Genomic DNA, 23042 nt, shown 5'->3' with positions numbered 1-23042 from the left:
TCGGATGCTTATATTTCAGAAATCACTCAACGTTTGAATCATCGCCCAAGAAAAAGACTCGGATTTAGAAGCCCGAGTCAGGTATTATTCCAAGAACATGGTGTTGCACTTCAAATGCTAATCTAAGACATTAAAAAAGGAGCTTATGCTCCTTTTTTTTAATTGAGGTTTAGGCTTCAATCAATTGTGTTAATTCATCAACATAGTATTGAATAGGCTGAGGATTTTTACCTGACTGACTTTCAATATTCAAACGCAGTAAAGGCTCAGTATTTGATGAACGTACGTTTAAACGCCAAGCGCCAAAATCAAGACTGACACCGTCAGTTTTATCAATCTCAGGATTTTGTGCTGCATAGTGATCAAAGATCTTTTGGATAGTGGATTGGCTATCTTTCACTTTGAAGTTGATTTCACCTGAACATGGGAATTTTTCAATCATATCTTCAACCAAAGAAGATAAAGATTTCCCTGTTTCCGATAAGACAGAAACAGCCAATAACCAAGGAATCATACCGCTATCACAATAGGAAAAATCACGGAAGTAATGATGTGCACTCATTTCTCCGCCATAAACCGCATTATGTTCACGCATGACATCTTTAATAAATGCATGCCCTGATTTAGATTGAACGGTGGTACCTTGGTATTGTTCTACAATATCTAAAGTATTCCAGACCAAGCGTGGGTCATGCACAATCTTTTCACCAGATTGTTTCAGTAAAAAGGCTTGAGCAAGCAGACCGACAATATAGTAGCCTTCAATAAACTGGCCTTTTTCATCAAACAGGAAGCAGCGGTCAAAGTCACCATCCCAAGCGATCCCCATATCAGCGCCATGCTGGATTACAGCCTGACGTGTACTGTCACGGTTTTCAACCAAGAGTGGATTGGGAATACCATTTGGAAAGTTACCGTCTGCTTCATGATGGATTTTAATGAACTCAAGTGGAACATTCAGTGCTTTAAACTTTTCTTCAATGGCATCGATAACGTGTCCTGCAGCACCATTACCCGCATTGACCACGAGCTTCATTGGGCTAATCTTCGCAGGATCAATATAAGTCATCAAGTGCTCGATAAATTCAGGCAGGATGTTATATTTTTGAGTGGTACCTTTAGTGGCAACCTCTGTAAATTGATTACTTTCTGCCAAGGCCTGAATCTCTTTTAGACCTGTATCTGCACTGATTGGGCGGGCATTTTCACGAACCAGTTTCATGCCGTTATAATCCATGGGATTATGGCTGGCAGTGATCTCAATACCACCTTGTACATCTAAATGGAAGGCGCCGAAATAGACTTCTTCCGTGCCGGTCATGCCTAAGTCTAGTACATTGACACCGGCATCATTCAAACCGCGAATGGTTGCTTGTTTGAGTCCTTCACTGCTGAGGCGAATATCACAACCAACCACAATGGTTTTCGGTTGATAGATTTGACCATAAGCACGACCCACTTTATATGCAATCTCTTCATTGAGTTCTGTGCCAAGTTTGCCGCGTATATCGTAGGCTTTGAAACACGTCAGTGATGTCATTTTCTTATCCCCTTCTTTCTCTAAAGAAAAGGCCGGTTTTAACCAGCCTTTCATACATTTCAATCTTTACTCAACAGTAACCGACTTCGCCAGATTACGAGGCTGATCCACATCTGTACCGCGCAGGACCGCAACATGATATGAAAGCAGCTGTACAGGAATACTGTACACAATTGGAGCCAGTGTTGGGCTGATAGTTGGTACATGAACCACATGTTGACGGTCTTTGCCTTTAATGCCGCTGTTTTCATCGGCAAAGACAAACAGTTCACCACCACGGGCCTGAACTTCTTCCATGTTGGATTTGAGCTTGTCGAGCATGTCATCTTTGGGTGCAAGAATCACTACAGGCATGTCATTGTCTACCAGTGCCAAGGGACCATGTTTCAGTTCACCCGCTGCGTAACCTTCAGCATGAATGTAGGAAATTTCTTTCAGCTTCAAGGCGCCTTCCAGGGCGATCGGGAATTCAGTGCCACGACCCAAGAACAGGCAGTGCTGCTTTTCGACAAACAGCTCAGATAGACGCAGAATATCTTTATCTTGCTGTAAGGTATCTAAAATCACTTTTGGAGTGTGCCATAAATCCGTGATGATCGCTGACAGCTGTTCATCCGAGATAGTTTGTTTGACTTGTCCAATTTTAAGTACAAGTAACATTAAGGCTGCAAGCTGAGTGGTAAAAGCTTTGGTTGAAGCTACCCCAATTTCAGGACCAGCAAGTGTCAGCAGGCTATGATTGGTCTCACGGACCATGGAAGATGTAGCCACATTACATACTGTCATGGTGGTAATGTTTAAATTCTTCGTCAGTGCACGTTTTTGTGTATCTCGCAGAGCCGCCAGAGTATCAGCTGTTTCACCTGATTGGGAAATACAGATATACAGCGTATTATTGACAATCACTGGGGTACGATAGCGAAATTCACTGGCAATTTCTACCTGGCAGGGCAGGTCAATCAGTTGTTCAAACCAGTATTTGGCAATCATGCCGGCATGGTAGCTGGTTCCACAGGCAATAATTTGCACTTGTTGAATCGTTTCAAAATCTGCAACAGCATTTTTCAGGAAATCTTCGCGTAAATTATTTCCATTCAATGCCTGGGAAATGGTCTGCTGAATTGCTTCAGGCTGCTCATAAATTTCTTTGAGCATGTAGTGTTTGTATTCACCTTTAGAGGCATTGCTCACCGTTGCATCTAATTCTTTTACCGGGCGCTCGACCAGCTGTCCATTAGCAAAAACTTCAATGCTATTGCGGGTTAAGCGGGCAATATCACCTTCTTCCAGATAGATAAAACGGTTGGTAATGGGTAATAGTGCCAGTTGATCCGAGCTGATAAAGTTTTCGCCAATGCCTACACCAATGACTAAAGGTGAGCCTTCACGTACGGTAATCAATTCATCCGGATGATCTGTATGGACAATACCCAGCGCATAAGCCCCTTTGAGCTGTGGAACCACCTGTTGTACGGCAGTTAAAAGGCTAGAAGTGGATTTCAAGGCATCATTGACCAAATGAGCAACCACTTCAGTATCGGTCTGTGAAGTAAACACATACCCCAATGCTTCAAGGTCATCTTTCAGTTCTTGATAGTTTTCGATAATCCCGTTATGCACTACAGCCACGGTTCCTGAAATATGCGGATGGGCATTGTTTTCAGTCGGTTTACCATGGGTTGCCCAGCGAGTATGCGCTATACCTAGTGAGCCTTGAATATCTGCTTCACTTACAGCCTGTTCTAAATTGATGACCTTACCTACGCGACGTTCGCGCAAGACTTGGCCACCGTTAATTAATGCAACACCGGCCGAATCATAGCCACGATATTCCAGACGTTTTAAGCCTTCAATTAAAATATTGCTAATATTACGTTCAGCAACGCCACCGACAATTCCGCACATCGTTATAATCCTCTTATTTTTTCAATTTTTGGGGGCGTTGATAGTTTTCTTTCGCTACTTGTTTTGAGCGTTCAAAGGCTAAACTATTTTCTGCAACATCACGGGTAATCACAGAACCGGCACCGACAGTCGCACCGTTGCCAATATTGACCGGAGCAACCAGCGAGCTGTTCGAACCAATAAAAGCGGAATTGCCAATAATGGTTTTAAATTTATTCGCGCCATCATAGTTACAGGTAATAGTGCCGGCACCAATATTTGAACCTGCACCCACTTCAGCATCACCTAAATAAGTAAAGTGATTGGCTTTAGAGCCTAGACCAATGCTGGAGTTTTTCACTTCCACGAAGTTACCGATATGCACCTCGGCAGCCAGTTTCGCACCCGGACGTAAACGGGCAAATGGGCCAATTTGGGTATCTTCACCAACAACAGCCTGATCGAAGATGCTGTAAGGTTGAACTTTGGTACCGGCTGCAATTTTGGTGTTTTTAATTACGCAACCTGCGCCAATTTCAACATTGTTACCCAGTTCGCAATCACCTTCGATGATCACGTTGATGTCGATGCACACGTCTTGGCCAACTGTAAGATTACCACGCAGGTCAAAACGGCTTGGATCAATAATGTGCACGCCTTGCTGCATCAGCAGTTTGGCTTGATAAGCTTGAAATTCACGCTCTAAAGCAGCCAGTTGAATGCGGTCATTCACGCCTTCAACTTCAAAGGCACGTTCTGGTTCAACAGATGCAACTTCCAAGCCATCTGCGATCGCCATAGCAACAATATCTGTCAGGTAATATTCACCTTGCGCATTGTTGTTGCTGAGTTTAGGCAACCATTCATGTAATTTGGCATTGCTGACGCAATAGATGCCGGTGTTGATTTCCTTGATTTGACGTTGTTCGTCGCTGGCATCTTTATGCTCAACAATGGCCTGAATTTTATTGTTTGCACGGACAATTCGGCCATAGCCCGTTGCATCTGCCAAAGTTAAGGTCACCAGGCCAATTCCTGTTTCACGTGAAACAGTTAACAGCTTATCCAGAGTTGCTTGACTAATGCAGGGTACATCCCCGGAAAGAATCAGGGATACACCATCAGTAGGTAACACGGGTAAAGTCACTTTGACCGCATGACCTGTACCTAACTGCTCAGCCTGTTCAACCCATTGCACATTTTCCTGAGCAAAGGCTTGCTGAACCAGATCACCACCGTGTCCATAAATGGTAATAATATTTGCTGCATTGAGTTTTTTGGCTGTTTCAATGACATGGCCGAGTAGTGGGCGTCCTGCGAGCGGCTGCAATACTTTAGGTAAGCTAGAACGCATTCGGGTTCCTTTACCTGCAGCAAGAATAATCACAGAAGTTGACATAATACACCTTAAAAACTTGGCTTAAGCCATTGAAATGTTGAGGTACACGAGAATACAGATTGCAGCCCAAAGGCCTGCAATAATATCGTCAAACATGATACCGAAACCACCACCGACTTGACGATCGATGACGCGAATAGGCCATGGTTTCCAGACATCGAATAAACGGAACAGGGCAAATCCAATCAAGACCCAAAGCCAGCTCATTTGTGCAAAATAAATCAGTGGCAGAAAGGTAATCGATTGCCCGGCAAATTCATCCCAAACAATACGGCCATCATCATGCACGCCCATGACTTTCGCGGTTTGACCACAAATAAAAATGCCGACAATTGACATGATGATCATGACAATAATGGAGTTGATAAATCCAATTGCAAGCCAACCAGGAATAAACAATAAAGCAAACGCAGAGCCAAATGTTCCCGGTGCTTTGGGAGCAAGACCAGAACCAAAGCCGACGCCACAGAATGCGATTATTCTGTTGGCCCATGACATTTGTTTAAAATTAATGGCTGGTTTATGCAAAATGCTGATATCCCTGAAATTTTAATATGTGGTCAACGCCGTAGTTTTTGTAACGTAGCCCGAGTGGCTCAGTAATTTGACCAATTTTATGAATGTTTACATCTAATTCTAGTTGCAGAAGATTTTGATAATTCTGCGGGCTTATTGTAAAGCATAACTCATAGTCATCACCACCCGCGAGTGCATACTGCCATTGGGATTCTTGTTGTAATTGTTTTACATGGTCGTCGATAGGGAGTTGATCTAAATCGATTTCTGCACCCACTTTAGATGCATGCAAAATATGTCCTAAGTCCTGAGCCAAGCCGTCAGAGACATCAATCATGGCTGAAGCTAAACCTTTCAGCTGTTGCCCGAGCTGACAACGAGGTGTTGGATAGTCTAAACGTTTTTGCAGGGGATGGTCCAAATGGGCCAGACCAAAAGCGGCATCGCCGACTTGACCGCTGACACAGACATAATCGCCGACTTGCGCGCCTGAACGTGTCACAGCTTGGCCTGTGTCAACCCAGCCCAGCGCCGTCACACTGATGGTGAGATGAGGGCTTTGCGTGGTATCACCACCAATTAAACAGACCCCAAATTGATCGCAACAATCATATAGACCCTGACTAAAGCCTGCGAGCCAGTCATGATCAATTTGGGGTAAGCTCAATGCTAAAAGAATACTTTGTGGTTTGGCACCCATGGCTGCAATGTCAGATAAATTGACCGCAACGGATTTCCAGCCAATGGCATGAGGATGGGTATCAAGAGGAAAATGACGACCTGCAACCAGCGTATCGGTACAAATCACCAGTTGTTGCTGGGGAGGAGGGGTGAGCAAGGCCGAGTCATCACCGACACCTAAATCGACAGACGTCGAAGTCTTACGGTTAAAATAGGTATCGATGATCGAAAACTCAGCCATACAACAAATCTACTTTACTTAGTTGGCTTGTTGCTTTTCTGCTGCACGTAAGTTGGTTGCTAAACGATCTAATACACCATTGATGTATTTATGGCTATCTGCACCGCCAAAATGTTTAGCCAGCTCGATCGCTTCATCCAGAACCACGCGATATGGAATTTCAAGATGTTCTTTCAATTCATAGGCGCCCAGACGAAGGGTTGCGAGTTCAACGCCGTCAAGCGCGTCAATTTCGCGATCCAGCACAGGGATTAAGAGCGCATCCAATGCTTCATGATTGGCAACCACTTGAGTCAACAATTCATGATAATAGCTTAGATCCACTTTGTGCATGGCATTTTCCACACGTGTACGTGCTTCAATCTCATGTACCGGATTGTGGCTCATCTGCCATTCATAAATTCCTTGTACAGCAAAACGACGTGCTTTGCGTTTTGCTGCATAAGTTGCTTGAAGTGTTTGCGACATAGCGTTAAATAGCCTTTAACAAGTTAACCATTTCAATTGCAGTAAGGGCAGCTTCACCACCTTTATTACCTGCTTTTGTTCCAGAGCGTTCAATCGCTTGTTCAATACTATCCGTAGTTAATACACCGTTGATCACTGGCAAGCCTGTGTCCAGGCCAACCACGCCTAAACCTTTGGCACATTCACCAGCAACAAAATCAAAGTGAGGCGTGCTACCACGAATCACTGCGCCAAGTGCAATAATAGCGTCAAAACCATTTGAAGCTGCCAGTTTTTTAGCAACGACAGGTAGTTCCCAAGCGCCAGGTGCGTGAACAACAGTGATATTATCCTCTGATACACCATGACGTTTCAATGTATCAATTGCACCTTCTAATAGATGTTCGACAACAAAACTATTAAAACGACCCACTAAAATCGCGTAACGGCCTTCGCTCGCGAGATGTAACATACCTTCAATACGGCGAACTGCCATAGCAACCTCGATTATTTCTCTGTAGTTTGATTTGCGGTGATGTATTCCACCACTTCTAAGTTAAAACCTGATAATGCGTTAAAACGTAACGGAGAGCTGAGCAGTTTCATTTTCTCAACACCTAAATCACGTAGAATTTGTGCGCCTACACCAATGGTTTGATACTGTTGAGACAGTGCAGCACTTGATTTGGTTGGTTTGGGTGCAGTCAAGCTTTCGAGTGCCGGACCTAAATCTTGTAAATGGCGCTGACCAATCCAGACTAAAACACCACGCTCGCTAGATGCAATTTCTTTTAGTGCTTTGTCGAGATTCCAGGCCGGTTCGCCATCTTGTTTATTAATTTTGAGCAAGTCACGTGCCGGGCTAAAACCATGTACACGAACGGTAGTGATGCCATCTTTAGGCTCGCCTTTGACCAGTGCCAAATGAATATCCGGGTTACCAATTTCACGATAACGGAACAGTTCAAAGCTGCCATATTCTGTGTTGATGGTTTGCTGATCCAGACGTTCAACCGTTTGCTCATTGGTCATGCGGTAATGAATTAGGTCTGCAATAGTCCCGATTTTTAGACCATGTTTTTCTGCGAATACTTCAAGATCGGGACGGCGCGCCATGGTGCCATCTTCATTAATAATTTCACAAATGACAGAAGCAGGTTCTAAGCCCGCTAAACGTGAAAGATCACAACCGGCTTCGGTATGGCCTGCGCGGTGTAATACGCCCCCGGGTTGTGCCATCAATGGGAAGATATGGCCCGGTTGTACGATATCTGCCGGTTTGGCATGTGCAGCAACCGCAGTCTGAATGGTATGTGCACGTTCTGCAGCTGAAATACCTGTGGTAATACCTTTAGCGGCTTCAATAGACAGGGTGAAGTTAGTACCGTGCTGTGCGCCGTTGGCATCGACCATAAGAGGAAGATTTAACTGTTGGCAACGGTCACGGCTTAAGGTTAGGCAAACAAGTCCGCGCGCATGTGTAATCATGAAGTTGATATCTTCAGGACGCACGTGTGTTGCAGCAATGACTAAATCGCCTTCATTTTCACGATCTTCATCATCCATCAGGATAACCATTTTTCCTGCACGGATATCTGCTACAAGCTCTTCAACTGTATTGAGCGGCATCAGCCTTCACCTTCTTGTTTGTCTCAAATGACATTCTGATTGCATTGATTGTTGCATAGTCTACCGTTTTTTTACGATGTTTGCCTATGCTTATTGGTTTCCCTCACCGGTTCATTGTTATACACAGTCACCGTAAACTTGAAAAGGGGACTTTATTTTAAAAAATAGCGATTATGCTGAATCTTTAAGCAGTTGAAATACATAAATAATGACAAGCATATGTAAAAAGATGCTGATTTAGGTGATTTTTAACAGTCATAAGAGAAAAAAGAATCTTTTGATCAAGGATTTTTTGAATGAGACATGTGAAGGATATTTAAAATTTTGCCCTCAACTCGTACCTGATGATTTTCCTGAAGATGAGCAGGCCTTTATTTTAAAACAAATATAATTTTGTCCATAAAGAACGTAAAAACAGAAATCACCTGTCAATAAATTAATCACGACATATCAGCTGATTTTGCAGACAGTTGCAGGTTGAATATTAACTGCACTTTCCTCTCAGGGAAAAAGGCTGTCTATTTTTTCATGATTAAATTTTGAGGCTTTCTATTTTTTGCTCTGTCTGAAGCACCATGCACGGATTTTGAAATGGTAGGGGGTGTCGTATTTTATTTAAATCGTGCATTCAGGGACACGAAATTCAAAACAAATGTAAAATTAATTTAATTTTTTAAAAAAAGTGTTAACTGGTTGGTTATTTTTGTATTTATATGTGTTTTTTTGTAGTATTATTTTTAATCATTTAGGTGGAAATTTATGCACATTGCATGTTTGTAGGATCAAGAATGATAAATTATTTCAAAAAAAGTGCTGTTTCACGAATAACATTGATTGGTTTATTGATTGGTTTTTATAGTGCTTTGGTTTTTGCTCAGCCTAAAGCTGGAACGAGTATTACAAATATTGCAAGTGGCGACTTTTATGATGAGCAAGGTCATCTACAGGTTATTAATTCAAACGCAGTTATTTTAACTGTTCAGCCTATTTACTCATTAACGTTGCAAAGTAATCAACAAAATATTGGCACGATTGGCAGTAAGGTTAATTTTCCGCATGTTTTAACAAATACGGGTAATATTGCAGACGATTATAAATTAAGCCTCACCCAGTTATCGAATGATCAATTTAATTTAGACAATGTAGCTGCTTATATCGATCGCGATCAGAATGGCGAGCCTGATGATAATAATAATTTACTTAATTCCGGCACAAGTGTTCGCCTGGAAGCTGGTGAATTTGCTTCATTGGTCGTAGTGGGGAGTATTCCTACAAATGTGAGTGCAAATAATGTTGCTAATTTTACTCTAACGGCAACAAGTCAACATGACAATACGATTGCCATGACGGTAAGTGACACGGCCAAAGTTGTTGATGATGCGGTTATTCAAGTCACGAAATCACAAAATATCAGTACTGGTAAAACGGGCACAGAAATTACCTATACCTTGGCTTATAACAATACAGGTACTGCAGCGGCAAGAGTGGTGCTACGAGATATCTTAGCCACAGATGTCACTTATAAATCTGGAAGCGGAAGTTGGGGAAATGGTTCTGGATTTTTAACAGATGCCGATGATGTAGAAACAGGTGCAAATGCACCAATAAAATATAAAGTGACTAATGGGCAGGTCGATGTAGAGCTTGCAAGTGTGGCAGCTTTAAGTAAAGGGACTGTAAGTTTTAAAGTCACAGTGAATGCTAATGCTGCTGAAAAAATTCCTAACACTGCAGATTACCAACAATACAATGCATCAAATGCGATTCTGAAAAATACGCTAACGAATACGGTCATTTTTAACGTTCAACAAACTTTAGGTGTTGTGCTTAACTATAATCCGAGCAGTGCAAATGATGATGGCGAGCCAAATGGCGGATTGAATAATCTGCAAATCCAAAATAATACCTTTGGAGGCATAGCAAAAGAAATTCAGTTTGATAACTATGTTTGGAATACAGGACAAGCAACCGATACTTATAATTTAAGTTTTGTGAAAAGCAATGTACCAAGCTGTGCTGTAGTTCGCTTATATCATGCAGATGGTATTACCTTACTTACTGACACAAATGGCGATGGCGTAATTGATACTGGTGGATTGGCTTACGGCGCTTCAAAAAGAATTAAATTAGGGGTTTATTTCCCATCGAATTGTACTTCAACAAGTACAATGGATTTTGATATTACTGCAACCTCAGTTACCGATACCAGTGTAAAAAATAGTACACGTGATCGATTGGTGAATACGGTTGCTGTGGGTGAAAGTGATTTATATAACAGCAACAATTCAGGTGTGGGTGTTGGAAATGTTACCGGTTCTGGTGGACAAGCATTATTAGTAAAAAATGCTGTTAAAGGTGCAAATGCTGTTTTCCCACTTGTTATTCGAAACAATAGCACTGTCTCAAATAATTATAATCTGTACGCGTCGAGTTCAGCGATTGACATCAATAGTATTAATACGACTTTACCCACAGATTGGGTGGTGAAGTTTTATAATGGTGATGCTACATGTCAGGCTTTGCAAGGCGAGATTAGTAGTACTGGCAACTTGGCTGCTGGTGCAGCTAAACAATATTGTGCTGTAGTCACTGTTCCAGCCAATACCACTTTATCAAGTTTGCCCATTTGGTTTGCAATGAAATCACCGATGAATGCTCAGGGTGACAGTATTAAAGATCAAGTGGATCTAGCTGTACGCAAATTAACTTTGGCAAATGATCAGCAAGGACGCATTAATGTTGGTGGTACAGTTGTGTATCTTCATACATTAAAAAATATGGGTACCTTTGTTGAAGGTGATGCAAGTGGCAAGGTAAGCCTGAGTGTAGTACCTCAAAACATCAATGATGGGTTTGTTTATACACTGTATTACGATGCAAATAATAATGGTGTACTCGATTCTACCGATCCGATTGCGACTGATTTATCTGTAACGGGCGGTTTAAACCCTCAAAGCTCGGTTCAATTGCTTTTAAAGGTCCAGGCACCATTCACAGCAACAAATGGTATGTCTAGTATAGCCAATATCGTGGTTTCAGCTACAAATACAATTCAGGGTTTAACCCTAACAACAATTCAAAATACAGATTTAACAACAGTTGATCCTACACAACTTCGTCTGATTAAAGAGCAGGCTAAAGATGAAGCATGCGTACTTATTAATGTTGCTACAGCAGCTTACGCTAGTAACCCACTGACGATTAAACCAAATCAATGCGTAACTTATCGTTTAACCATCAAGAATGATGGTTCAACACCAGCAGCAAATGTTGTGATTAATGATGTTGTGCCAGCTTACAGCATTTTGCGCAATAGCTTGCCGCCTTCGGTGAGTAAGGGGGCTGTAACCGTGAGTGGGGGGCAAATATCAGGAAATATTGGAGCACTTGCACCACAGGAGCAGGCTGCATTGTATTTTTCTATTCAGGTTACACCTTAAGTTGGGCGGATTTTAGAAAATGAATATAATGAATACATTAGAAAATATCCGCAATCACATAATTGCTTTATTGGTTTTGCTGGTAACTGTATTGGGCATACAACAGTCTAGTTTTGCTGCAGTTGCTACGCGTCAAATCATTAGTAATATGGCAGTTGGTGAATATACTGAAGAGGGATCAACTGTTGTTCAGGTCAGCCGTTCCAATTTAGTCCAAACGACTATTCTCCCTGTTTATTCCGTTAATTTAACTGCAGATAACACTAAAAATGTCATCGCTGGTCAAACGGTATACTTTAACCATACTTTGACTAATACAGGTAATGAAGTCGATCAATACACATTTGCAGCGACAAATAATACTTCAGGCAGTTATGACTACAGTAATTTTTCAATTTTTCTGGATAAAAATAATGACGGGCTGCCTGATGGTGCTGCGATCACTTCTTATTCTTTAAGTGCGAGTGAGTCGGTTGGGCTTATTGTGGCAGCAAATGTGCCGAATGGGGCAGCTGTCAGTCAAAAAGGATTATTAACATTAACGGTAAACTCTTTAAATAATGCCACTGGAACCAAAACCAATACTGATACTGCTACTGTAACTAACCAGTCTGCTCTGGTGGTTCGTAAAAAGTTTTCTCAAACTACAGTAGCAAATGGTGATGTTGTTACCGTTCGTTTGGATTATCAAAATTTAGGTAGTACGGCTACAGGTGCTGTTACCTTAACAGATGCACTTGATTCCAGTCTGGTCTATCAACTAAATAGTGGTGAAAACTGGAATGGCGTAACGGTCAATCCGAGTACGGGCAGTAATGATCCAGCCGGGATTAACTATAGTGTTACATCAAATACTGTAACAGCAGTCATTAACTCAATTGCAGCAAATGCGACAGGTTATATTGAGTTCAAAGTTAAAGTAAATAAAACAACTGCTGGTCCAATTAATAATAGTGTTAATTTCCAATATGATCATGATAATAATACGACAACAGCAACAATTTCAGATCTAAGTAATATAGCTGTACTGAATATTGCTCCAATTTATGCTGTCAAAATTAATGGTAGCGTAAGTGATGTAAATAATAGCGCTACAGTTATTGCTACTTCTACCGCACAGGGTGGTGTGCTTACTTTTAATAACTATGTCTGGAATACGGGTAATAGCGCTGATCGATTTAATTTAACACTTACAGCCAGTACTTTTCCTGCGGGCAGCCAAATTGAATTTTATCGTGCAGATGGGGCTACACCATTATTAGATAGTAATGGGGATGGCATTCCCGATACAGGTTTATTATCGGCAGGGGTGAATTTACCTATTATTGTCAAAGTACGTTTACCGAGTAGTTATGCGGTAACCACTGATACCACATTTGAAGTTTCACCTCAGGCGCAGTCTCTGGGCGATATTAGCAAAACAAGTTTGATTAAAGATCAGGGTGTTTTACTTGCCACTGCGGTAGCTCGTTTAGTTGACTTAACCAATAGCCCTGAAAACAATGGTTTGGGGAATGGGAATGTTGACAATGCTGGCAACCCATGGAAAACCGTGATTGCGTCAACAAGTGTCAATTCTGTGGCTGGTGGGCAAGCTGTATTTCCATTAAAAATAAGTCATACAGGTGCTGGGGCTGAATATTTACTTAGTGCGAATGCAACGAGTGATTTTAGCAGTTTAACGCTACCAAACGGTGTAAATCGTATCCGTTTTTATGTCGCTGGAAATGGTACAGATTGTAGTGTTTTAGGCAGTGAGACGGGAAAAACGAGTTATCTCAATAATGGTGAAAGCCAGTTAATCTGTGCTGTTGTGGAAATAGATCAGTTGAACAGTAGCTTAACTACACCAATCTATTTCCGTGTGCTTTCTACAAGTTTTGTGAGTGGGAATAATAGCAGTAATCCGGGTCAGGATATTCTGAAAAATGCGATTACCATTCAAAGTGTTAATGCTGTAGCTCAAGTAGAATTTACACCGAATTTACGCGGACAAGTTTCACCGCTAGGTACAGTCATTTATAGTCATCTTTTAACCAATAATACCGATGTTGATTATACGGGGAACTATAGCTTCCTTATGAATAACGATCAGGTTGAATTCAATAGCACACTTTTCTATGACGTAAATGGAAATGGCATTTTTGATGTGGTTGATTTGGTGATTAAAGACTTGGCTGATTTACCTGGAGGTAAATTGGCAGCACACACTCAAGTGAAATTATTACTGCAAGTTAAAAATCTGGTGACGAATAATATTGCTCAAGCAAATAACACCACCGTCAATCTTGCAAATAACAGTAATGGTCAGGTTCTGGCCTCAATTACTGATGTGACGACTGTAAATCAAGCACAATTAAAACTTACTAAATTACAAGCGCGTGATTTTGACTGTAATGGCACAGCTGATGAGTCGTATACAACAAATACTTTAAATATTGGTAAACAAGCAAGTGGTCAAGGGCAATGTGTGTTGTACAGGGTGACTTTGACCAACACAAGTACAGCAGCTTTGAGTAGTGCATTTACTTTTAGGGATATGACACCTGTTTATACAGTTTTATCTCGATCGCCTATGTGTGCAGCATGTAACAGTACGACAGCTCCCGCAATTGGTAATGCCGGCGCGGTTTCAGGAATATTAAATAGTGTGGCTGCAAATCAAAGTTATGAATTCAGTTTTGGGGTGCGCTATGTGGGGCAGTAATTCAATGAATAAATTAGACACGATGAAAATCCTCAATCATACCTACTTAAAATTACTGATTCTGTTTGCTGTACTAATCAGTCGTATTACTGTTACTCAGGCTGCTTATCAGCGTAGTTATTTAAATTTTGATTTTGAGAGTAACTCATTAGGTACAGCATGCTATGTACAGGTCGATGCCTCAAGTGTTCCAGGTTGGAATACTACGCATAGAAGTATGCAAGGGAGTGGGGGTTGTGGGAGTACAAGTAATCAATTCGGAAAATTGATTGAGTTATGGTCGCATGGATTCAACGGCTATCCTGCAAGGCAGGGGAATGTATTTGCTGAATTAAATGCTGAGGAATACTCGGAAATGCAGCAAAATATTTGTTTGATCAAGGATGAGCCGATTTCATGGAAACTTAGCCATAATGCGCGCCGTGATAATACTACTGATGTAGATAAAATGTCTTTACGTGCTGGGGCACAAACAATTGTGAGTGTGGCAACAACTAAAAATGGTAATGGTTCAATTTTAAGTTGTGCTTCGGGTAATTGTAATGTGTCATCAGGGGTTGTGACTTATAGTGGTAATAAATTTTGGGCAGATTATAGCGGAACATTTAATTACACAGGTGCAACAGGGCAAACAGTTTTAGGTTTTAAAGCAGACTCAGGATCATCAGGTTCTCTGGGTAATTTTTTAGATGCAATTCAAATTTCGGTTAGGCCAATTATTGAATTTGCTTCTGCAAATTATGATGTTCCTGAAAATGGTACTCCTCAAGACATTAAAGTTATCATTGTGGGTATTATTCCTACGGGTGGTTTAACCCTGATTTTTAATGTAAATGATGGTACACCACCAAAAAACGCCGAAATCAATTTAGACTACAAAATTAATGGCAGCATAAATAAAACTTTTTCTAAAACCATTCCAGCAGGTGATTATGGAATGGGTACGCCTTATACAGTGAGTATTCCTGTAGAAATTATTAATGATAATGAGAAGGAAGATGATGAGCAATTTACAGTAACAATTCAAAGGGATGATAGTAACTTTTACATATATTCGTCATCAGTTTGTGGGTCGTCAGGGAACGGTACGGCTACATATACAATTATAGATGATGATGCGCCTACCCAAATGAACGTTGCAATCAAAAAGAGTCAACGAGTAGGGACTTCAGGAACATTTAGCAGTGATCCTTTAACGGTTGCAACTGGTAGTACTATGCAATACCAATTGGTGATGACCAATTTGGGTGAAAATCCAATTAGCAAAACTGCATTGGCAACATTTACAGATACATTACCTGCGAATTTTTCATCTTCGTCTATATCTGTGCTTTCTGCTACACCATCAACAGTAGGTGAAAATTGCTCTGCCACAACGTCAGGTAATACTGTCAGTGGTACGTTTAGCGGCCCTAAGAACTCAACCTGTACAGTTATTCTTCAGGCAACTGCACCATCTGCTGGGGCTATACTCACCAATACTGCATCGGCAAATGTGCCTGTTGGTAATACGGATATTGATACTTCAAATAATAGCAGCACTGTACAAACCACAGTTGCTGCAGCCACACTTATATTAAATAAGGAAACCACCAGTGGCATTGGAACATTCAGCTATTCATTGACCAACACTTTGCAAAATTCAGCGAGTGTAGCTATTGATATGCCAGGAAGCCCAACTCAGGTTGATAGTGATACGACTAAGTCTGGAATACAGCCTTTTATTATCAGTAGTACGAATACTAATGTGGTAATTACGGAAACTATGCCTACAGGGCAGAGCTGGGAGCTTTCAACAGCCGTTTGTAAAAATGCAGCTGGAGCGACTGTAACATCCTCTATTTCAGGAAATACTTTAACCATTAATCGCAGTGGGATCACAACAGGGGCTGTCATTACTTGTAACCTCATGAATACAAGGTTACCGACTGTTAAAGTGCAAAAAATATCCTATGGTGGAACAGGAACCTTCTCGTTTAGCAATACTAACCTGACAGGAACTCTTAATAATATAAGTACATCTACTGCAGGTATTGCTGCTCCAGTGAATCCAACGGCATTACCCGTGAGTGCCAAAGGAACAAATGTCACCATTACAGAAAGTGCACCACCCACTAATTATGTCCTAACAGAAGCCAGTTGTAGAGATGACAATAGTCTTGTAACAGGGAATACGGGGACTTTTGGTAGCTTGGTCAATTCAACCAGAGTGCTCACTATTCCTTCGACCTATTTAATTACAGGCGGGGCGGATATTACCTGTACTTTTGTGAACAGACTTAATCCACAGACTGATTTAAATATTACCAAAACCAATAATGAGACGGCATTGCTAAGAGGGCAAAGCACTTCTTATGTGGTGCGTGTCACCAATAAAGGCAGTACCCCTGTAATGGGTGCAACGTTGGCTGATGCTGCTGGTACTAATCAATCAAAAACCAGTGTGACCTGTAGTAATGCAAACAATAATAAATGTACGCCAAGTTCTACGCCTACAACGACTCAGCTTGAGAGTGGATATGCATTACCAAGACTTGATAATGATGAGTTCTATGAAGTCATAGTGACTGCGACCATATCGACAGGCAATACTTCAACTACCAATAATACTGCATCAGTCACAGCACCTTCTGGAGTGACCAATACTGGAACGAGTTGTACTACAGGTAGCTTATCAAGTAATGTTGTGCGTAGTTTTAGCTCAGGGGTGTGTAGTGTTAAAGATACTGATTCTGTTGTAGCAGGTGACCGGACTTTAACGATTAAAAAAACCTGGACAAATGCTAAGCAGTACGACAAGGCGACAATTACGGCAGATACCACAACTGGTTTGGCAAAACTTGAGTCAATTGCGACAGGTGCGGCGAGTCAAACAGATAGTGCTAGTATTTTGATTGCAAACTCTACCAATGTGACTTTAAAAGAAGTCATTGATATAGGTGATGGCAACTATGCAGTAGCAACACCGACTTGTTCAGCAGGAACTGTGAGCAATAATAACGATGGTAGTTATAATTTGCTGCTTCCATCTAGTGGGACAACAGAAATTACATGCACATATACCAATATCCGTAAAACGGCAACTTTAAAACTTGCAAAAGCATGGACAAATGCTAAGTCAGGTGATGTGGTGGTCATTCCTGCAACATTGGGTTTAACCAGTAATACGACTAAGTTTAAAAGCACTGCACCAACTTCAAGTGATTCTGGTACCGCGATTACCGTCTATGTGGGTGATATTGTGACTTTAGGCGCGGAAATAGGTCTAAATGATTACACATCTGGTGACTCAAATTATGATGCAGCTGTAACCATAAACAAAGATAACTACAATGCAACATTGACTTGCACTGCTAACGGTGGGGCAACAGCAAATAGTCTATCTGGAACAAATGCCAAACTGAGCAATACTCTCATCATTGGGGACGCAGATACTGGGAAGCTGATTACCTGTATATATAACAATAGCCGTATTCCACAACAGATTAAATTAATGAAAGAGTGGAAAAATGCTGCAGTTAACGACCAGATAAAAGTAATCACCACAGGTGGAACAAATAACCCTGCCATTACCTCTATTTCAAGTGGAGACAACACGGAATCTGGAGGGATTGTAACGGTATACTCAGGTGATGTAATTACATTACCAACTGAAACTTTTATTAATGGAAGTTTAAATCAATATACTGTAGCGACAACTTGTAATGGCGGGAGTCCATTAACTAGTGGTGTGGTAGGTCGCACAGTCACCATTAGTAACAATACCATCATCACAATATGTACCTATACCAACACTAGAACAGTCGCCCAAACCCTCATTTCAGGTCGCGTCTTTAACGATAATAGTGGCACGACTGGCGATGCCAGTAAGGCATACAATGGTGTTCAGGACGCTGGGGAAAGTGGTATTGCTAATAATACAATACGTTTAACCAACTGTAGTTCAACAACTTTATCAACTGCTACTACTGATGCAAATGGTGATTATAAGTTCAATATTGATCAAAGTCAGTTATCTGCATCATTCTGTGTAGTACAAACTAATTTGCCTGAATATACCTCAGTGAGTGGAGCGAGTACGACAGGAACATATAAACGTGATACAGACACCATTACTGTGCCAAGAACAAATGCCACGAGCTATCTAAACAATAACTTTGGTGATGCCAACCTGAATGTAGTACTAACTGAAGATGGACAACATACCATTACTGCAAGTGAGGTAACAGATTATCCGCACCGTTTAACTACACAGGCACCTGTTCAGTTAACCCAGCTTATTCAAGGCTATTCAAACTCAAATAATGATCAACCTTGGCAGGCTCTGATTTACCGAGACAGTAACTGTAACGGTACGGTTGATGCTGGTGAAACAGTGTTTGATCCAACGGTATCTGGTTCAGTGTTATTGCAACCAAACACTGATATCTGTCTAGTGCAGCGCGTATTTGCACCAACCAATATTTTTGCTGGCGCACAGCATATTGGAACTCTTCAAGCCGGTTATCAATTTGCTTTAGCAAATCCGGCACAAACGATTTCAGGACAAACAACTAAACGTCAGGATGTGACACTTATTGGTAGTGCAGGTTTAACACTGACAAAAAAAGTTCGTGCTGTTGCGAGTTGTCCATCAACTTCATCTGATACAAATGCATTTGTGATGACGAATCAGGCAGCTAAGCAAGATAATTTAGAGTATGAAATTACCTACAAAAATAATAGTACCAAGAAAATTCAAAACGTGAAAATCAAAGACAGTTTACCTACAGGGACTGTTTTTGGAAGCATGATTTGTACTGAAACCCCTGCTGGTAATACATGTAACGCAAATAATTCAGGTAATTCACTGGAATGGAATTTAAGTGGGATGTTAAGTCCTGCGGCGACAGGAAAACTGAGATTTTGTGTAAAACAATAACTTTGCAATAAGAAAAAAGTCAACAAAAAGCAATTACCCAAAATTCAGAAATTTTGGTACGGCAATTGCTTTTGTTGACATGTGACATATTTTTTGTAAAAAAGAGTGATATATGTCAACAAAAATGTATAAAAATGATGTATTTTTGTAAACTCAATAATAGATCGGTTTTTGAGCATGGTTTCTGAAAATGAAACTGTAGCTGAAAAAATGGGGTTTTGAGTTTTTTGGAGTAATAAATATGTATGTAAAAAGTCCATGGAAAATAGGGGTGCTTGGGGGCGTAGCTTTACTTTTAGCCTTGAATACAAGTGCTGAAACAAAAGTTTCCAAAGACCCAGTATCAGTAGAGCTAAAAACTTACCTCATTGGCGTAAATGCAAAAGGGAAACCGACAGCTACACCAGTTTCTAAAGTTAAGCCAAATGATGTCATTGAGTATCGGGCAACTTATACCAATAACACGACTGGAAAAATTAAAAACCTGGCAGCGACTTTACCAATACCAGTAGAAACCCAATTTTTGGGTAAGTCACAACCAGAAAGTGCACAAGCAAGTACAGACAGTATAAATTTTGCCCCGATGCCTTTAAAGCGCAAAGAGGGTAACCAAATGGTGAATGTTCCGCTGAAGGATTATCGTGCTTTACGTTGGACTATTGCAGAGCTTCCAGCAGGGAAATCAGTCACTGTTTCAGCTCAAACACGAATTAATAGCGACAAAACCAAAAATTAAACAAATAGACATTGAAAATTCAATAGGGGTCAGTTCCAAATGTCCAATCCAACACAACGTTTAAAGTTCACGCAATTAGCAGCTTCCATTGCATTGGTTGCTGGCGGTGCTGCATTTGCTTCTGCGGCGAATGCTGCGGCGCCAGCTAAGGGTACAAATATTAGTAACGTTGCATCTGCAAGTTATACTGATAATACGGGCGAAAGTAAGAAAGTAAATTCCAACATTGTTACAACAACTGTTTTACAAGTGGCTAGTTTTACTTTGGTGTCTGATCAAACTAAAACGGCCAATGCCAATGGACAAGTTTCGTTATCTCATACATTAACAAACACAGGTAATGGTAGTGATACCTTTAACGTGGCTGTTGTAAACGACGATACACGTGATAGCACTACAGATGGTTACGATTTCAGCGGATTGAAAGTTTATCTTGATGCCAATAAAGATGGTATTCCTGATAGCCAGACGCCTGTTACTAGCGTAACTTTAGCCACAGGCGAATCTGTTAACTTAATCGTGCAAGCAACTACTGCAAGCAGTAACCTTAATGCTGGTGATCTTGGTAAGTTAACTGTATCTGCAACCAGTACTTATGGTAGCTCAGGAAGCTCATCAACAACAGCTGGTTCAGGCATAAATAAAGTTACAGCAACAGATAAGGGAGATGCAGTTCGTTGGAACGTTGATACTGTTAAGATTACCAATGGCGCTGTGATTAGCTTATTAAAATCTGCAAGTGTGAGCAATGTAGATGCAACTTTATCAATCGGAACGGCACGTGAAGTTGAATATAGCTTAGCTTATCAAAACACTGGTAATACGACTGCAACAAACGTTACGATTACAGACGTAATTCCAGCAGGTTTGGTTTACGTGCCTGGTTCTGCAACTGTAAATGGTACTGTATTAAATGACGGTACTGGTGATACAGACGGATATAACTTCACTTCAGGAACGGTTACATTCGTTATTCCTACTGTTGTTGCCAACAGTGGTGGTGTGCTGAAATTCAAAGTCGAAGTCAATCAAAATACTCCAGCAGGTACCATTACCAACACTGCATATGTTGACCCAGATGGTCCAGGTACTGATGAAGGGAAAACACCATCTAACCCGACTGATGTAACTGTACTAAGTATCAAAAAAGGTACAATCAACGATAACCAAACTGATGCTTACGCAGATGCGGATAAAACCTCTGCAACCGCAAAAGATAACCAAATTGTCATTGCTTCAATCAAGCAAGGTAAAGTTGCTGAATTCGGTGCTTCAGGTCAAGGCGAGCCAATTGTAATTCACAATACTGGTAACGTTGCAGAAGAGTTCAATGTAAGTGTAAATAAAGGTACAGCAGGTTCGGGTGGTTTACCATCAGGCAGTATTGTTACTTTATATCAAGCTGATGGCGTAACACCATTTGTTGGTACAGGACTGATTGCCAGTGGTGGTACTTATAATCTTGTTGCAAAAGTAACTCTGCCAGCAAATTACTCTGGTAGCACTGCACTTACAGCAACTTTAACCACAAGTCCTAAGTCTGATGCCAGCAAGACAGATACATTAAACTTGGTGATTAACGATGTAACCCGCGCAACTGTGGACTTGCATAATGGTGATGCAACTGACAGCACTACAAATGCTATTGCTGATGCATCGGGTAAAGATAAGGGGCAATATGTTGAAACTAAAACAGCCCAGCCAGGTGTATCGGTTAATTTTCCATTAGTTGTGGAAAATGAAGGTGCAACGGGAGATAACTATAATTTATCTACATCAACTACATTGCCAACAGGTTGGACAGTTCAATATTACTTAGCTGATGTTTCTGGTAATCCAACAGGTGCTCCAATTACCAATACTGGTAACATCCCAAGTGGTGGTAGTGCCGAAATTGTTGCTGTTGTAACATCTCCTGCAAATGCTCCAGCGGGTGATCAAGAAGTTATCTTTAAAGTGACTTCACCGGCTACTGGCTTAACAGATGTTATGTCTGATCGTGTAACCGTAGAAACTAATCGCGTACTGAGTTTGCAAAATGACCGGACTGGTCAGGTTGCGCCGGGTGGTACCGTTGTGTATAAACACACGTTAACAAACAACAGTAACATTATTGAAGGTGCTACATCAGGTAGCTTGCCATTTACATTGACCAATGATCAGGCTGCAAATGGCTGGGTAACAAGCCTATTTGTTGATATAGATAATGATGGCGTAGCGGATGCGACTGAATTAGTTACAGGCACTGATCTTGCAGCCGTAACCGGAAGCATTGCTCGTGGTGCATCTGTTAACTTACTCATCAAAGTTCAAGCGCCTGCAACTGCAACTGCTGGAACACCAAGCGCAGTGATATTAACCATTAAACCAACAGTAGTTGGTGGTAAGTCTGTTACTGATCTCGTCAATACAGACTTAACAACGGTTACAACTGGTCAAGTTCGTTTAGTAAAAGAACAATCTTTAGCGAACTGTTCTACTGGTGCTGTTATAGGTTCTTATACTCAAAATAATGTTGATGCTAAGCCAGGCGCGTGTGTGAAGTATAAAATTACTGCTACAAACGAAGGTAATGCGAATGTAACTAATGTTGTTATTAGTGATGCTACACCTGCATATACAACGCTAAAAGTCATTGCAAGCGCATCTCCAGTAGCAACAAATGCAACATTAAGCACTTTAACTGCAGCTTTAACTGACGGTTCAACAGGTACTATCGCCGCAGAGAAAACTCCGCTTGCAGCAAATACGAGTGCATCATTAGAGTTCGTAATCAAAGTAAATAATTAATATTCATTGAGTAATTTTTATTGCTCATTATGAATTGATTAAATGTGTGGACATTTGCACCTGGCAGGTGTCCACAACAATAATTTTATTTTTTATTTTTTAGACTATTTA

At 41.0% G+C, this 23042-nt stretch carries 13 protein-coding genes; 5 read left to right on the top strand and 8 right to left on the bottom strand.

All coding sequences use genetic code 11. The annotated features are described in order from the left end of the window. Window positions 1–169: 169 nt before the first annotated feature. The 8 genes from FB6_RS13015 to ribBA form a co-directional block, all read right to left on the bottom strand. On the bottom strand, window positions 170–1540 hold the full coding sequence (locus FB6_RS13015) for a phosphomannomutase CpsG (RefSeq protein ID WP_174560388.1): 1371 nt from the start codon (window positions 1538–1540) through the stop codon (window positions 170–172). Between the two features lie 66 nt (window positions 1541–1606). Next, entirely contained in the window at window positions 1607–3445 is a 1839-nt protein-coding gene (gene glmS, locus FB6_RS13010; RefSeq protein ID WP_174560383.1) for a glutamine--fructose-6-phosphate transaminase (isomerizing), read from the bottom strand. A gap of 13 nt (window positions 3446–3458) precedes the next feature. Then, window positions 3459–4823, bottom strand: a complete 1365-nt coding sequence (gene glmU / locus FB6_RS13005; protein WP_174560382.1) for a bifunctional UDP-N-acetylglucosamine diphosphorylase/glucosamine-1-phosphate N-acetyltransferase GlmU — start codon at window positions 4821–4823, stop codon at window positions 3459–3461. Window positions 4824–4844: 21 nt separating this feature from the next. Then, window positions 4845–5321 (bottom strand): phosphatidylglycerophosphatase A family protein, encoded by a 477-nt coding sequence (locus FB6_RS13000; protein ID WP_174560387.1) that lies wholly within the window; start codon window positions 5319–5321, stop codon window positions 4845–4847. Between the two features lie 22 nt (window positions 5322–5343). After that, window positions 5344–6261 carry a thiamine-phosphate kinase gene (thiL, locus tag FB6_RS12995; RefSeq protein ID WP_174560381.1) on the bottom strand — a complete coding sequence of 306 codons (918 nt, stop codon included), beginning with the start codon at window positions 6259–6261 and terminating at the stop codon, window positions 5344–5346. 18 nt (window positions 6262–6279) lie between these two features. Next, window positions 6280–6729, bottom strand: a complete 450-nt coding sequence (gene nusB, locus FB6_RS12990) for a transcription antitermination factor NusB (protein ID WP_174560380.1) — start codon at window positions 6727–6729, stop codon at window positions 6280–6282. Between the two features lie 4 nt (window positions 6730–6733). After that, window positions 6734–7204, bottom strand: coding sequence for a 6,7-dimethyl-8-ribityllumazine synthase (gene ribH / locus FB6_RS12985; protein WP_174560379.1), 471 nt, complete (start codon window positions 7202–7204; stop codon window positions 6734–6736). Between the two features lie 11 nt (window positions 7205–7215). After that, window positions 7216–8337, bottom strand: coding sequence for a bifunctional 3,4-dihydroxy-2-butanone-4-phosphate synthase/GTP cyclohydrolase II (gene ribBA, locus FB6_RS12980; RefSeq protein WP_174560378.1), 1122 nt, complete (start codon window positions 8335–8337; stop codon window positions 7216–7218). A 788-nt stretch (window positions 8338–9125) separates the two neighbouring features. Between ribBA and FB6_RS12975 the strand changes: the two genes are divergently transcribed. From FB6_RS12975 to FB6_RS12955, 5 genes are all read left to right on the top strand, one after another. Continuing rightward, window positions 9126–11777 carry a DUF11 domain-containing protein gene (locus FB6_RS12975; protein ID WP_174560377.1) on the top strand — a complete coding sequence of 884 codons (2652 nt, stop codon included), beginning with the start codon at window positions 9126–9128 and terminating at the stop codon, window positions 11775–11777. A gap of 19 nt (window positions 11778–11796) precedes the next feature. After that, a complete protein-coding gene (locus FB6_RS12970; RefSeq protein ID WP_174560376.1) occupies window positions 11797–14484 on the top strand; it encodes a hypothetical protein in 2688 nt (895 codons plus the stop codon). Window positions 14485–14488: 4 nt separating this feature from the next. Continuing rightward, window positions 14489–19405 (top strand): beta strand repeat-containing protein, encoded by a 4917-nt coding sequence (locus tag FB6_RS12965; RefSeq protein ID WP_254592243.1) that lies wholly within the window; start codon window positions 14489–14491, stop codon window positions 19403–19405. Window positions 19406–19646: 241 nt separating this feature from the next. Further along, a complete protein-coding gene (locus tag FB6_RS12960; RefSeq protein ID WP_174560375.1) occupies window positions 19647–20141 on the top strand; it encodes a hypothetical protein in 495 nt (164 codons plus the stop codon). 39 nt (window positions 20142–20180) lie between these two features. Then, window positions 20181–22931: an NEW3 domain-containing protein gene (locus FB6_RS12955; protein ID WP_174560374.1), complete on the top strand. Its 2751-nt coding sequence runs from the start codon at window positions 20181–20183 to the stop codon at window positions 22929–22931. The last annotated feature ends 111 nt before the right edge of the window (window positions 22932–23042 follow it).

Source organism: Acinetobacter bouvetii, assembly GCF_902753875.1.
GTDB classification, from domain to species: domain Bacteria; phylum Pseudomonadota; class Gammaproteobacteria; order Pseudomonadales; family Moraxellaceae; genus Acinetobacter; species Acinetobacter bouvetii_A.
The sequence above is the reverse complement of the archived record's forward strand: the minus strand, read 5'-3'. Positions and strand labels throughout refer to the sequence as shown.

What these genes read in the sequence shown, in the direction of transcription:
- FB6_RS12970 (WP_174560376.1), top strand. Translation starts at nt 11,797, where the DNA reads ATGAATATAATGAATACATTAGAAAATATCCGCAATCACATAATTGCT.
- FB6_RS12955 (WP_174560374.1), top strand. Translation starts at nt 20,181, where the DNA reads ATGTCCAATCCAACACAACGTTTAAAGTTCACGCAATTAGCAGCTTCC.
- FB6_RS12975 (WP_174560377.1), top strand. Translation starts at nt 9,126, where the DNA reads ATGATAAATTATTTCAAAAAAAGTGCTGTTTCACGAATAACATTGATT.
- FB6_RS12965 (WP_254592243.1), top strand. Translation starts at nt 14,489, where the DNA reads ATGAATAAATTAGACACGATGAAAATCCTCAATCATACCTACTTAAAA.
- thiL (WP_174560381.1), bottom strand. Translation starts at nt 6,261, where the DNA reads ATGGCTGAGTTTTCGATCATCGATACCTATTTTAACCGTAAGACTTCG.
- nusB (WP_174560380.1), bottom strand. Translation starts at nt 6,729, where the DNA reads ATGTCGCAAACACTTCAAGCAACTTATGCAGCAAAACGCAAAGCACGT.
- FB6_RS12960 (WP_174560375.1), top strand. Translation starts at nt 19,647, where the DNA reads ATGTATGTAAAAAGTCCATGGAAAATAGGGGTGCTTGGGGGCGTAGCT.
- FB6_RS13015 (WP_174560388.1), bottom strand. Translation starts at nt 1,540, where the DNA reads ATGACATCACTGACGTGTTTCAAAGCCTACGATATACGCGGCAAACTT.
- glmS (WP_174560383.1), bottom strand. Translation starts at nt 3,445, where the DNA reads ATGTGCGGAATTGTCGGTGGCGTTGCTGAACGTAATATTAGCAATATT.
- ribBA (WP_174560378.1), bottom strand. Translation starts at nt 8,337, where the DNA reads ATGCCGCTCAATACAGTTGAAGAGCTTGTAGCAGATATCCGTGCAGGA.
- FB6_RS13000 (WP_174560387.1), bottom strand. Translation starts at nt 5,321, where the DNA reads ATGTCATGGGCCAACAGAATAATCGCATTCTGTGGCGTCGGCTTTGGT.
- glmU (WP_174560382.1), bottom strand. Translation starts at nt 4,823, where the DNA reads ATGTCAACTTCTGTGATTATTCTTGCTGCAGGTAAAGGAACCCGAATG.
- ribH (WP_174560379.1), bottom strand. Translation starts at nt 7,204, where the DNA reads ATGGCAGTTCGCCGTATTGAAGGTATGTTACATCTCGCGAGCGAAGGC.